Genomic DNA, 13,623 nt, shown 5'->3' on the forward strand with positions numbered 1-13,623 from the left:
ATGAAGAGGATCGTTCGGCTCGACCACCGGAACAAAATCGCCATGATCGAACCGGGCGTCACCTTCGATGAACTCACATCAGAAGCACACAAATCCGGGCTGCGGGTCTTGATGCCCCTGCTTCCGCGGGAAACGAAATCGGTCCTTGCCAGCTGTCTCGAACGCGAACCCTTTACGATACCAAAATATCAATGGGACGCGACAGACCCCTTGATGTGTACTGAAATTGTCTTCGGGACCAGTGACATATACCGGACGGGATCGGCGGCGGGACCCGGCACCATCGAAGAACAGTGGGAGACCGGAGCGGTCCAGAAAAATCCTCTCGGGCCCGGACAGTGGGACGCTCTGAGGCTTATACAAGGGGCCCAGGGAACCATGGGGATCGTGACCTGGGGATCTGTCAAACTTGAACTTCTGCCAACGGTTCAAAAGTGTTTTTTCGCCGCTGCTGAGAAACTGACGGACCTGATCGATTTTACGTACCGCGTTCAGAAATTCAAGCTTGTTGATGTCTGTTTCATCTTAAACGCTATAAATCTCAATGCCATCAGGATGGGTGGAATTGGAGAACCCCGTGGAGAATGTCCCTCCTGGGTGCTCGTGTATTCCATTTCCGGTTACGAGTACTTCCCCGCTGACCGTGTCGACTATATCGAACAGGAAATCAATGAGATAGCAGGAGAGACCGCCGTGACACCGCTGACGGAAATTGCCGGCGTTGCTGCCGAAGAAATTGTCGACCGCATTACGAAATCCTGCGGGGGACCTTACTGGAAAGAACATCTGCGCGGAGACTGCCGGGACATTTTTTTCATCACAACTCTCGACAGGGCTCCCTCTTTTCTCGATGCCATGGATGGCGAAGCAAAACACCATCATTTCCCGCGTGGAAATCTCGGCGTCTACATCCAGCCGATCCAGCAGGGAAGAAACTGCCATCTTGAGTTCAACCTGATGTTCAATGGGAAAAGTGCCGATGAGACCGAGCAGATCAGGGCATTCTTCACGAGTGCCAGTGAGATCTTTGCCGAAATGGGTGCATTTTTCTCACGCCCCTACGGGATATGGTCCGACCTGGCCTACCGGAGAGCTCCGAAAACGGTTGAGATGCTGCAGGTGGTGAAACACATGCTTGATCCCGGAAGAATCATGAATCCCGGAAAACTCTGTTTCGGGAGGGAGGTATAGCAATGGCACTGGAAGATTATGCAAATGACATGTTCGGATGTTCCCGGTGTTCGCTTTGCAAATGGATCCCTCAAAACCAGATCAAAAGCTGGCGTTTCGCGCAGGGATGCCCTTCCATGGACCGCTACCATTTTCACGCCTACTCGGGCAGCGGCCGTATGATCATCGGTATGTCCATTCTCGATGGAAGAAGCGAACTTACCGATGAGGTCGCAGAGATCATATACCGGTGTCAAATGTGCGGCTTGTGCCAGGTCTCATGCAGCGCCATCAGGGATGATATCGATGTGGTCGACGTCATGTATGAAGAACGGGCGCTTTGTGTCAGTGAAGGTTTTCTCATCCCGGAGCACATGGATCTCATAGAAAGCATGAAAAAGGAGGATAACACTCTGGGCAAGCGTAAGGCGGACCGGGGAAACTGGGCGGACGGACTTGACATTCCAAATGTCAACACGGAGCAGGTTGCATATCTGTTTCATGCAGGATGCCGGTACTCCTATGATGAGGACCTGATGGAGGGGGCCCGTACCGTAGTTACTCTCCTGAGGGAATCCGGCCTGAATGTGGGAATTGCCGGGAAAGAAGAATCCTGCTGCGGGGGAAGGGCCTATGAAACCGGGTACCAGGGCGAAATGAAACATTTCGCCGAAGATATGGCCGGCAGAGTAAGGTCATCGGGAGCACATACCCTTGTGACGCCATGTGCAGATTGCTATTACACGTTTAAATACCTGTACCCGAAATGCGGAATTCAGATGGGTGTAACGGTCCTGCACATAACCGAACTTGTTGACCAATTGATTAAGGCAAGCATCCTCAAACCACAAAAAGAGATTCCTCTCAGGGTGACCTATCATGACCCCTGCCACCTGGGAAGGCGCGGCGAACCCTATCTGGAAGGTTGGGCAGGTGGCAACAAGCTCGAGCGTCCGATCCGATTCAAACAGATGGGCACTCGCGGCATATTCGATCCACCGAGAAATATCATACAGGCGATCCCGGCCATCGATTTCGTAGAAATGGAACGGATCAGGGAGTGGAGCTACTGTTGCGGGGCGGGTGGCGGTGTCCTGGAGGCATTCCCGGATTTTGCCAGATGGACTGCGGAAGAACGGATCGCCGAGGCCGAATCCACCGGGGCGGAGGCCATCATCACTGCATGTCCCTGGTGCGAGAGAGTTTTAAAGGATACGGTCGTCAATGCCCAAAGCAATCTCAAAGTCCTTGATGTGATCGATCTCCTGAAAAGCTCAATGGGCGGGGAGGAAACGATATGATTTCGAAAGATGCCTACAGAGAATTAGAGGATGCCCTCGGGGTGGAATATGTCACCACCGAGCCAGCTGTCATGGACTGCTACGCATATCAGCCGACCCACGCCGAGATTCTCGGCCTGGAAACCAAATGGTGCCCCTTTCGCCCGGTCGCGGTTGTCTTACCGGGAACAACGGAAGAGGTCCAGGCGGTGGTGAGGATATGCAACAGGCATGGCCTGCAGTTCAAGGCGTTCAGTACCGGATGGGGGGTCTGGAACGCGCCGGGGAGCGATCATGTCGTTCAGATAGATCTGCGAAGAATGAACAAAATGGAGATCGACGAAAAAAATATGATCGCCCTTGTCGAGCCCTATGCTTCGGGGGCACAGATCCAGTCTGAGGGTATGAAGCATGGTCTTAATCTTCATATGGTTGGTTGCGGATGCCATGCTTCGCCTCTCGCAAGCGCCACGTCGCTGATGGGACCGGGTTGCAGCGGGATCACAACAGGATACAGCCCCCGCAATGTGCTGGGAGTGGAGTGGGTGCTTCCCGACGGGGAGATCCTCAGGATTGGAACAGCCGGTCAGGGCACCGATGAATGGTATTACGGCGACGGGCCCGGACCGAGCTTGCGGGGCATCATGCGGGGAACACTCGGCGCCTGCGGAGGGCTGGGCGTCTTCACAAAATGTGCCTTGAAACTTTTCCCCTGGCCAGGTCCGCCGCAACCGAAGGTGTCCGGCGTTCTGATGGATGCAAAGGCGGAGATACCCGATTCGCACGCCGCCTTTATGTGTTTTTTCCCCAACCTTCAGGGATTTGCCGATGCGCTCTATAAGATATCCAACGCGGAAATCGGGTATTTTCTCGGCAAGCATGCCGTTACCGGGGCTATTCTGGCGGGAACCCTGCCGCGCGCGTACAAGAATCTGGTCAAAAGCGAATTCGTGCGCAGCATCTTGAAGGCACTTCAGAATACCTTTACCATCATTCTCTGCGGAAGAACTAAGCGGGAATATGAGTACCAAAACAAGGTGTTGACACAGATCATCGATGACTGCCGGGGATTCATGCTCGACTTCAGTCATATCCCGATGATGCACTCGATGATCTGGTGGGGATTTATCAGGAACTCCCTGCCACCGGCTATTTTCAGAGCCGGCGGCAGATTTACGACGGCCCTGGGGGGATTTGAAGCGATCGATCAGGCGGTGTTCCAGAGCAAAGTCGGAGCTGAGATAAAGCAGGAGTTGATCGATTCGGGCGATCTCATGGATGATCTCGCCGATAATTCCTGGGGCGGGCTCTATGAAGGCAGCTCCTGTTTGGCCCATCAGGAGGAACTGGCAATATTCGATCCACGTGATCCTCAGCAGAATGAAGGTTCCAGCAAATATGTCGACAAGACCATGGAAGCGGCCGCCAGGTATACGATGACCCCGGGCATAGGATTCGGCGGAGGAGGCGCCATCCCGCATGTGCTGGGCCCCATGATATGCAACTATCATCGGTGGCTTCTCAAGATTAAAGAAACCCTCGACCCGAACAACAGTTCCGACCCAAGTTTTTATATTGCACCGGAATCAGAGAAGGAACAGTATCTGAAGGAATACGCCAGGAGACGTCCGCAGGTCGCCAAACTGGTGGAACAGATACTCATGGCCGGAAAAGAAACTCCCGGTTGAGGGTGTGACCTGTTATGAAATCCTCTTCGATCGCAATTATCATCGAATTGTCGGCGCAGCGGACCGTTGCGGCCGTTTCCCGGGAGTGTCTGCACATGGGCAGAAAGATCGCGGACACTCTGGGCTGCGAGCTTGCCGCCATTGTCTTGGGCAGTTCTATTGACGCCGCCGCAGTGGAAGCGACTTGCTATGATACCGATATCGTGTATGCCATCGAGCATTCTCTGCTTGAAGGTTATGAACCTGAGCTGTATCTGGCAGCCTTCCTCCATAGCTATGAGATATATCGTCCCGCCGGCATCCTCATGGGGCACTCGCTGTTTTCCCAGGACCTGGCTCCCCGCATTGCATGTACCCTCGGGGCCGGCCTGGTGATGGACGCGACGGGATTTGAATTTACCTCCGGCGAGATGCTCTTCATCAAGCCGGTTTACAGCGGCAATGTGATCGCCCACTTCTCGGTTGATACAGAACCGTTCGTGACAACCATCCGTCCAAAGTCGGAGGGGCCCGCCCTTTTTTCTTCCGAACGGCGCGGAAAGCTTGTCTCCGTTCCTGTTGCAATCGACCGGTCTCTCACCACGATCGAGGTCGTGGAAAGGGTCCACGAAGACAATCATGGCATGCGTCTTCAGAATGCGGATGTCATCGTGGCGGGAGGACGGGGAATGGGCGGCCCAGAAGGATTTGATGCGCTTGCAGACCTCGCCGGTGTTCTCGGCGGGACAGTCGGTTCGAGCAGGCCACCCTGTGACCTGGGATGGATTCCGCCGTCGACCCAGATCGGGCAAACCGGCGAAATCGTCAAGCCCGACCTGTATATCGCCGTGGGAATATCAGGATCGACCCAGCACATCACGGGCATGGCGGGAGCAAAAACCGTCATCGCGATCAACACGGACCCCGGAGCGAACATATTCAGGATAGCCGATTATGGATTGATCGCCGATTATCATGAGGCCATCCCGGCATTCACGGAATCGCTGCGTGAGATCATCGGGGAAAGGGACACATAGAAGGTACGGTCATGCATATCATTGTCTGTATTAAGCAGGTTCCCGACCCCGAGGGGCCTCCCGATTCATTTGTCATCAACGAGGTCCTGAACAGGGTGGAGCCCCGGGGTATTCCGCCGGTTCTCAGTCTCTTCGACGAAAACGCCCTTGAGGCAGCCCTCAGGCTGAAAGAATCTTCTGCGGAACCCGTGAAAATTTCGGTTCTCAGCGTCGGCAGACACATTTCAAAGGCTCTTATCCTCAAGGCACTGGCCGCCGGTGCCGACGAGTTCTTTAAAGTGGAAGACGAGCGCTTCCTTACCGACAGTCACGACAGCCATGCAACGGCTTCGGTTATCGTTTCATCTATCAGGAACATGGGTGAATACGATTTGATCCTCACGGGGAGACAGTCGGCTGACTGGAATGGCGGCCAGACAGGCATCGGCATAGCCTCCCTGCTCGGCATCCCCGTCGTAACTCTCGCCCGGACAGTTGAAATTGTCTCGAATACCGCTTTTGTCAAGCGGGTGTCGCCCGACGGCCATGAACTTGTCAGGGTACCTCTTCCCGCGCTTGTCATGACAAGCAATGAAATCGGCATGTTGCGATATCCCACAATGCTTGAACGCCGGAACGCCGCGAAAAAATCGGTGACGGCATGGGATACCGATGATATAGGATTCGTTCCGGTCCAAGCATTGACGGTATTGAAGAAACTCGGAAAACCACAATCCCGGGAAAGGCGGTGCCGGATAATAGAGGGTGTCTCACCGGCAGCAGCGGCAAAAAACCTTGTCTCTCAATTACGGGCTGACCTGGTTATCTCATAAAATGAATGAACTTCTCCTTCGGGGCGCTGTCGGGTTGACACCTTTTCCCTGTATTCCACCTGTCGGTCACCCCTTTTTCCCTTGACAAATCGTTCCGGCAATGGTCAGAAGTGCCCGTTTTAAATTCAGGAAGGTGTTCCGTGGCGGAACGTGACAGCAAACTGGTGCCGATCCTGCGTCAGGGAGTGGCAGTCGTCCAGATGGTCTTTTTCAAACGCCTGAAAGACCACCTGGGCGATCACTATCCCGGCCGGGAGGCGGCCTTCATTCACATGCTCGCCGGCGCGATCATCAACGACATCTTCGGCACTCCCAATAGGGAGGAACCCTTCGCCTCCTTCATCATTGAGAACCGTGATATCGTCGGTGAATCGCTCAGGAGGATCCCCCTGGAGCTGGTCGACATGATGGTACCCCTGACGGACGCCCTGCGGGTGCAGGTCCTGTGCGACGGGCAGGAAGGGATCGACAGTTCATCGATCCTGGTACGTGCCAACGAGTTGAAGATCCTGCTCGTGCCGCGTGAAATACCATTGCCGGCACGGTTCATCCGGATGGTCCGCCGGTTGGGAAACCACTATGACATCATCCTCCCGCCGGAGATCGGGGAACCGAACAGCACCGTTCACTGATCGGGGGAAGACCAGGCGGGAGCTTACAGGAAACAGGCGCAATAAGCACAAAGAAACTGCTCGGCATCGTCGGATCATACCGGAAGCTGGGAAATTCCGAGATCGTTGTCAAATCGACGGCCGAAAAACTCGGAACGGACTGGGAGCTGTCCCTGATCAACCTCCCCCGCCTGAAGATCGAACCCTGCAAGGGCTGCTACGTCTGCCTGCTCGAACCGGTTCCTCAGGCCGCTCTGATCAGGAGCATTCCACCCACGATCAGAGTGATCGCCGTTATTTTCCAGGGGGTTACTGTTTCCTTCAGCAGGAGAAACCCGAGGACCGCGCCGATGACAACGGCGAACTCCCGCAGGGCGATGACGTAACTGACCGGTGCCAGCGTATAGGCAAAAAGTATCATCAGGTACGTCCCCAGGGAAACGATGCCGATCATCAGGATAACCCCCGTGTGGTCCCGCGCGGTCCGTACGATGGTTCCCCGGTATCTTGCAAGGAGTCGCGGCACAAGCAGAAGCACCGTTATCACGATCATGAACCAGAGGTACAGTATGGGGTTCATGGTACTGACACCGACCTTGTCCACCAGTGAATAGGCCGTGATGGTCAGGCCGACGCAGAGGGCGAACCCATAGCCTTTCCCTCCACCGGAACGCCTTCCGACAGCCATTCCCATTGCCGTGACACCGATGAAAATGAGGGTGATACCGCCGGCACCGCAGGGGGATATTCCCTCCCGGAGCACCACGCCCGCGATGATGGCGGTCAGCCCGATACCCGAACCGCGGGCAATGGGATAGACGACCGATATTTCCCCGTATTCGTATGCCCGCGAGAGAAAGGTGAAATAGATCGAGTGGATCACTCCGGTGGCGATAACGTACCACAGGGCGGCCGGCCTGGTCGCCGCATGAATATCGTGAAAGACGACCGCCGCGGCAACGACGGGGAAAAACAGCAGGCACCCGGCACAAAGTGCCAGCCAGAGTATAACAAAGTTGCCCTCCACGTTCCGCGCGGCAAAATTCCACAGCGCGTGGCACAGGGCCGCCGTCAGAACCAGTGCAAACACCCCCAGGGTCATAGTGGTCTTCTCCACGAGTGGAATCCGTGCAGGCACTCATGATATGCACTGTAACAGCTTGAATTGTCAATACATATAATTGTGACTGCTTTTGAGTAGCTGATGTCTCTCCCATCGGGACACCGGCTATAATGATTGACACCCGGTTGAATTTCCGATAATTTTCAAAAACAGTCCTTATTCGACACAACGGTCCGGGACATGCCTGCAGGGCAGCCCGTGAAACATTCGTTGCGTACCCTGTTGCTCAACGAAAGGAGGGGCATCATGAAAAAAACAGTATCCGTTTTATGTATCCTGGCCTTTGTATTCGGCCTTACCGTGGCAGTTGCGGCCGAAACCTTCAACGAGAAGGCGCTCTATGACGCCGCGAAGAAGGAAGGAGAGGTGAACATCTATTCCTATTCCTCACGGGTCTTCAAATTCGGAAAGACCTTCGAGGCAAAATACCCGGGCATCAAGGTGAACGGCTTCGACATGGATTCACCGGAGATCGTGACAAAGGTCCTGGCCGAGCAGGCTGCGAAGAACTACGTCGCCGACGTCATCTTCCTGAAGGACCCCGCAACGGTCGTCAATGAACTCTACCAAAAAAAACTTGTCTATAATTACGTTCCCTCGGACCTTGAAAAACTTATCCCTGCCATGTACCGGGAACCCCTTCTGGTTCACCACGCGAGCGTCGACGCGCTGGTATACAACAACGAAAAGATGAGCGCATTTCCGATAAAATCGCTCTGGGACCTCACAACGGAAGAATGGAGAGGCCGGGTCATCTTCGCTGATCCTCAGAAAATGTCGGAATTCGTTGAGGTCCTGGCAACCATCGTCCAGCATGCCGACGAAATGGCAGCCGATTACAAAAAGGTCTTCGGGAAAGAGATCACACTGAGCCCCGGTGTCGAGAACGCGGGATACGAGTGGATCCTCAGGCTCCTGAACAACGATGTCATCATCCTGGGATCGACGAACAGCGTATCCGAGGCGGTCGGCCTCTCCGACCAGGCGAATCCTCCCGTGGGATTTACGGCATATTCACGGCTGAGGGACAAGGAAAAGAACCCGAATCTCAAATTCGACGTGATCACTTCATTAGAACCGGTCATGGGCATCACCACAGAGGTGGTCATCGCCATGGTGAAGGGCGGGGCACATCCCAACGCGGCCAAGCTGCTGATCCACTGGATGATGGGGGACTCACAGGGTGGAGAAGGGTATGAACCCTACTTCGTCCTGGGTAACTTCCCCGTTCGCACGGACGTGCCGGCACCGCAAGGTTCCAAAAGCCTCGCCGAGCTGAAACTCTGGAAGGCCGACGCCGTCTATGTCTGGAACCAGGGACAGAAGGTACTGGATTTTTGGGTGGCACACCTGAAATAGCGGGATCATGCGACCGGAGGGATGGGCTTCTTCCATCCCCCGGTCGCTCCTGTACTGAATGCAGAACCGCCGGGGCTCATGACCGCGGCGTGAACGTAATTGTGTGTCCTCGGCAGTCATTCCACCGGAACCCGCTGTTTCTATGAAGAATAAGAGAAAAACAAGACGTTTCAGCCGGGTCAGGAACTACATTCGACAACCCCATATCGTCATTTCTCTGGTCCTTCTGGGCATCCTCCTGTTCATCGTCATCCTTCCCTTTGCCAAGATGATAGAGGATTCATTCGTCTGGCAGTTCGCCGACATACGCCTCTCGAGGGACGCCGAGCCCGGAGCGTTGACGCTGTTTCACTGGAAGCGGGTCTTTGCCAGCACGCTCACGCAAAACATCCTTTTCCGTCCCCTGATGAATTCGGTATCAACCTCCCTGAGCGTTTCGGTCCTCGCCATGTTCATCGGTTCCGTTCTGGCCTGGCTGGTGTCGCGAACGGACCTGCCCTTTAAGAAAATAATCGCGACCACGGCGGTTTTGCCCTATGTCATTCCTTCCTATATCCATGCCCTCGCCTGGCTGAACCTCTTTAAGAACAGCCGCATCGGCGGGGCCGTCGGGGTCTTTCAATACCTGACGGGCGTTACCCCGCCGGACTGGCTCTCGTACGGCTACCTCCCCATCGTCATCACGCTCTCGATCCATTATTTCCCCTTTACCTTTCTTCTGGTCTCGGCGGCGCTCACGAGCATCGACTCCCGCCTTGAGGAATCGGGGGAAATACTGGGGGCTACGCGCTTCCATATCCTGCGGCGGATCACATTTCCCCTGGTTCTGCCGGCCCTCCTGTCAAGCTTCATACTGACCTTTTCCCGGGTCCTGGGAACCTTCGGAACACCTTATTTTCTCGGGACCCCTGTTCGATACTACACGCTCTCGACCCAGATCTATTCGAACATCATCAACCGCGTCCCTTCGGTGGGGTATATCCTGGCCTTTGTGCTGATCATCATCTCATCGGCCTTCATTTACCTGAACCAGCGGATGATCGGTAAGAGCAAAAGCTTCGTGACCATTGCAGGCAAGGGGTTCAGGGTTACGGAAACACCCCTGGAAAAACTGCGCTATCCTCTCTTATGTATGATCATCCTGCTCTTTATCGCCTCCGTCATTCTTCCCCTGGTCCTGCTGGTATGGCAGACCCTCACGCTCTATCCGAACGATTATTCGATCGAACACCTGACAATTCTCTTCTGGATCGGGCAGGCCAACACGGCCTTTGCCGAAGGAGAGGCGGGCATACTTCGGAATCCCGCCATACTCGGGGCCGCCTGGAACAGCATCAAACTGGCCCTGGTATCCTCGGTAATTGCCGGATTTCTGGGCATTTTCATCGGCTATGCCGTGGTCAAGGGCCGAAATACAAAACTGGCCTTTGCCGTGGAACAGATGTCGTTCCTTCCCTATCTTGTTCCCGGGATCGCCTTCGGCGCCCTTTACCTTGCCCTCTTTTCACACCGAATCGGCCCGCTCCCGGCGCTGTACGGCACATTCACGCTCGTGGCACTCGTGTGCATCGCCAAGAACCTTCCTTTCACGGGAAGGGCCGGCATCACCTCCATGCTGCAGATCGGAAGTGAGCTCGAGGAGGCATCGGAAACACTCGGTGCCCGATGGATCACGCGTTTCAGGAAGATCATCCTGCCGCTGTCGATACAGGGGGCCATTTCGGGTTTTATCCTGGTATTCATAACGGTCATGCGGGAACTTTCGCTGATCATACTCCTCGTGACCCCTGAAACGAGAACGCTCACCACCATGACCTTCCGGTATCAGGAACAGGGGTATACCCAGTTTTCGAGCGCCATCAGCGTATTGATCATAATAATCGTCGTCTTCGGCGAACTGCTCTCCCGGAGGTTCGGCAGAAAAAACGGCATATGACCGCCGGCGGGTCATGCGGCATCCGACCCCCAGGCTGACAGTACAGAAGAAATGGAAGGAATCCATGGGACGTCCCATCATCGAGGTCGAAAATCTGACAAAAGTGTTCGGAAACATCATGGCTGTTGACGATGTGACCTTTTCCATAGAAGAAAAGGAGTTCCTGATCCTTCTGGGTCCGTCCGGCTGTGGAAAGACGACCATCCTCAGGATGATAGCGGGCCTGGAAATTCCCACGGAAGGTGAGATCCGCCTGAAGGGCAGGGTCGTCTTTTCAAGCGGCAAGGGTATCTTCGTCCCCGCCCGCGAACGGGACGTCGGTCTTGTCTTTCAGAGCTATGCCCTGTGGCCCCATATGACGGTTTTCCAGAACATCGCATTCGGCCTGAAGGTGAAGCGCGAGACAGCCGCCGGGATCAAAAAGAAGGTGACCGACATTATTTCGTACATGCAGCTCGAAGGATTGAAGGACCGGTATCCCCAGGAAATGAGCGGCGGCCAGCAGCAACGGGTCGCCCTGGCACGGATGCTGGTGAGCCGGCCGGACATACTGCTCATGGACGAACCGCTTTCCAATCTTGACGCAAAGCTCCGGCTCGACATGAGGGCCGAGATCAAGAACATACATGCCCAGACGGGAGCAACGACCGTGTATGTAACACACGACCAGGTCGAGGCACAGACCATGGCCAGCAATATCGCCGTGATCAACAAGGGTATCATCGAGCAGACAGCCCCTCCGAAGACCATATATAACAGGCCGGCCAACCTGTTCGTCGCGGATTTCATCGGGAGTCCGTCCATCAATCTGATAGAGGGGACGGCGGATACCGGTGACGACGGAAGGGTTTCCATGACCAACGCACTGTTCACGCTGAAGACCACCTATCGTGATATTCCTCCCGGCACACCGCTCGTGGCGGCCATACGGCCGGAAAACATCTCGATCGTCGCTCAGGAAGGTATCAACACCGTACAAGGAGACGTTCGGACGATCCTTCCATCGGGACCTGAAGCAGTTCTGCGGGTCCGCCATGATACGTTCGTTTTCAGTCTTCTGGTCACCCAGGAAGTGAATCTTTCCCCGGGTCAGTCGGTTCACCTCTATCTGCCCCCGGACAACATCCTGATTTTCGACAAGGGAACAGGAAAGCTCCTGTCTTGACGCATACGGAAGGGATAGACATGATACAGGATTTCATCCTGGAAAACCGAAAGGTGACCGCCCGCTTCCTCGAACTGACACGGAGGGTGCAACCCTCATTACGAGTGGTCCATCACAATGACGCCGACGGCATCGCCGCCGCCGCGGCCCTTTCCACTGCGTTCAAACAACTCGGCCTGACTCACCGGTTGATACCCGTTGAAAAGATCTATGAACCACTCGTGGAGAAAGTCCACACCGGAACCGGCGACATTCTCCTCTATGCCGATCTGGGCGGGCAGTCATCGAGCCTGATCGGCCGGTACGCCTCCGGGAATCTTCTCGTCGTCATCCTCGATCATCATCTGCCGGGAGGTCCCGTTCCTGATAATGTGATCCACCTTAATCCCGAACGTTTCAATATAAGCGGGGACAACGACGCGTCGGGTGCTTCCGTCTGCGCCCTGTTCGCCCGGGAGCTCCTCAGTGCCGGCGGTCTTGACGGGCCGGATGAAACAGCGTGGCTGGCGGCATTGGGCGTCATCGGGGCCGTTGGTGACGGGCAGGAACTGAACGGCGCCTTCACCGGATTGAACGAACTGCTGTTTTCGGAAGCCGTGAAGGCGGGGATGATACAAAAAGACGGAAGCAGCTTGGTACTGCCCCGTATGCGCGGAATGACCGTTGAGGAGATCGTGGAGGTACTGACCCTCCTGGGCTCCGTGGGATTCTACTCCGGCGACGCTGCTTCAGCAAAGGCACTTCTCATGGGAGAAAACACGGATGATGCCCTCCGTCGGGCGGGGCACCTCGGGGAGATCAAGAAAACCTGTTTTGCAGGAGAGATGGCGCGGATCAGGCAAGCGGGCCTCGAAAGATCGGAACATTTTCAGTGGATCAATGTACAGGACCGCTTCGCCCCCATGGGGGTGAAGGCTATCGGTCTTTTTCTTGAAGAGCTGATAGCGCATGAGATCGCTGCAAAGGAGAACTACCTCGTCGGGTTTCAGCATCTTCCCGCCGAGGCACCCGGTATCGGCGGTTTTGACACGGCGCTGTCAAAGATATCGACCCGCGTGCACCCGGAATTGAGACGATCGATCGAAGAAGGAAAACTGCCCGATTTCATGAGCCTTGTCCCCGGAGCGACCGCTCTCGTCAAGGGTATCGCCGACGGATGCCACCGTTTTGCCGCGGGATCGCTCATCGACAGGGGTCTTGAGGAGGACTTCATCAGGGCCCTCGAAAAGGTCCTGAGCCAACACTCCGGTACATTTTGACACACACCCCCTTTCCATCCTCCGGTCAATGGAGAAAAGAGAATCCTTTTGAAGCGGCCATTGAAACGTTTTTTGTGATCGCGATTCGAGAATCGCGATCCGGAAAATCAGTATCGTTTTATTGTTGCGTCGATGCTTTTCTGTTATATGGTTTTGTGATTTTCACTCTGTCACTGTGCCACTTTGCCACTGTAAAACGAAGGA

11 protein-coding genes are annotated in these 13,623 nt (G+C 55.1%); 10 read left to right on the top strand and 1 reads right to left on the bottom strand.

The genetic code is table 11. The features are described 5' to 3' along the window. The 6 genes from JXO48_08145 to JXO48_08170 form a co-directional block, all read left to right on the top strand. Positions 1–1,191 (top strand): FAD-binding oxidoreductase (locus JXO48_08145; GenBank protein ID MBN2283847.1); only part of this gene is annotated, 1,191 nt, incomplete at its 5' end. A 2-nt stretch (positions 1,192–1,193) separates the two neighbouring features. Beyond that, positions 1,194–2,471: a (Fe-S)-binding protein gene (locus JXO48_08150; protein ID MBN2283848.1), complete on the top strand. Its 1,278-nt coding sequence runs from the start codon at positions 1,194–1,196 to the stop codon at positions 2,469–2,471. After that, complete coding sequence (locus tag JXO48_08155) at positions 2,468–4,138, top strand: FAD-binding oxidoreductase (protein MBN2283849.1); 1,671 nt, start codon at positions 2,468–2,470, stop codon at positions 4,136–4,138. The genes JXO48_08150 and JXO48_08155 overlap by 4 nt, the downstream gene beginning before the upstream one ends. 14 nt (positions 4,139–4,152) lie before the next feature. Then, positions 4,153–5,154, top strand: a complete 1,002-nt coding sequence (locus tag JXO48_08160; protein ID MBN2283850.1) for an electron transfer flavoprotein subunit alpha/FixB family protein — start codon at positions 4,153–4,155, stop codon at positions 5,152–5,154. 11 nt (positions 5,155–5,165) lie between these two features. After that, a complete protein-coding gene (locus JXO48_08165) occupies positions 5,166–5,966 on the top strand; it encodes an electron transfer flavoprotein subunit beta/FixA family protein (GenBank protein ID MBN2283851.1) in 801 nt (266 codons plus the stop codon). Positions 5,967–6,106: 140 nt separating this feature from the next. Further along, the gene (locus JXO48_08170; protein ID MBN2283852.1) at positions 6,107–6,598 is read left to right on the top strand and encodes a hypothetical protein; all 492 of its coding nucleotides are present in this window, start codon (positions 6,107–6,109) and stop codon (positions 6,596–6,598) included. 223 nt (positions 6,599–6,821) lie between these two features. On the opposite strand, the gene JXO48_08175 is transcribed toward JXO48_08170, so the two are convergent. Beyond that, positions 6,822–7,694, bottom strand: a complete 873-nt coding sequence (locus JXO48_08175; GenBank protein ID MBN2283853.1) for an EamA family transporter — start codon at positions 7,692–7,694, stop codon at positions 6,822–6,824. Between the two features lie 252 nt (positions 7,695–7,946). Between JXO48_08175 and JXO48_08180 the strand changes: the two genes are divergently transcribed. The 4 genes from JXO48_08180 to JXO48_08195 all read left to right on the top strand — a co-directional run bounded on the left by JXO48_08180 (position 7,947) and on the right by JXO48_08195 (position 13,419). Continuing rightward, entirely contained in the window at positions 7,947–9,059 is a 1,113-nt protein-coding gene (locus JXO48_08180) for an ABC transporter substrate-binding protein (GenBank protein ID MBN2283854.1), read from the top strand. Positions 9,060–9,201: 142 nt separating this feature from the next. Beyond that, the gene (locus JXO48_08185) at positions 9,202–10,995 is read left to right on the top strand and encodes an iron ABC transporter permease (GenBank protein ID MBN2283855.1); all 1,794 of its coding nucleotides are present in this window, start codon (positions 9,202–9,204) and stop codon (positions 10,993–10,995) included. Positions 10,996–11,059: 64 nt separating this feature from the next. Continuing rightward, on the top strand, positions 11,060–12,160 hold the full coding sequence (locus JXO48_08190) for an ABC transporter ATP-binding protein (GenBank protein ID MBN2283856.1): 1,101 nt from the start codon (positions 11,060–11,062) through the stop codon (positions 12,158–12,160). A gap of 20 nt (positions 12,161–12,180) precedes the next feature. Continuing rightward, complete coding sequence (locus JXO48_08195; GenBank protein MBN2283857.1) at positions 12,181–13,419, top strand: DHH family phosphoesterase; 1,239 nt, start codon at positions 12,181–12,183, stop codon at positions 13,417–13,419. Positions 13,420–13,623 lie beyond the last annotated feature (204 nt).

The organism is Deltaproteobacteria bacterium (assembly GCA_016933965.1).
In the GTDB taxonomy this organism is placed as follows: Bacteria; Desulfobacterota; Syntrophia; order Syntrophales; family UBA2210; genus JAFGTS01.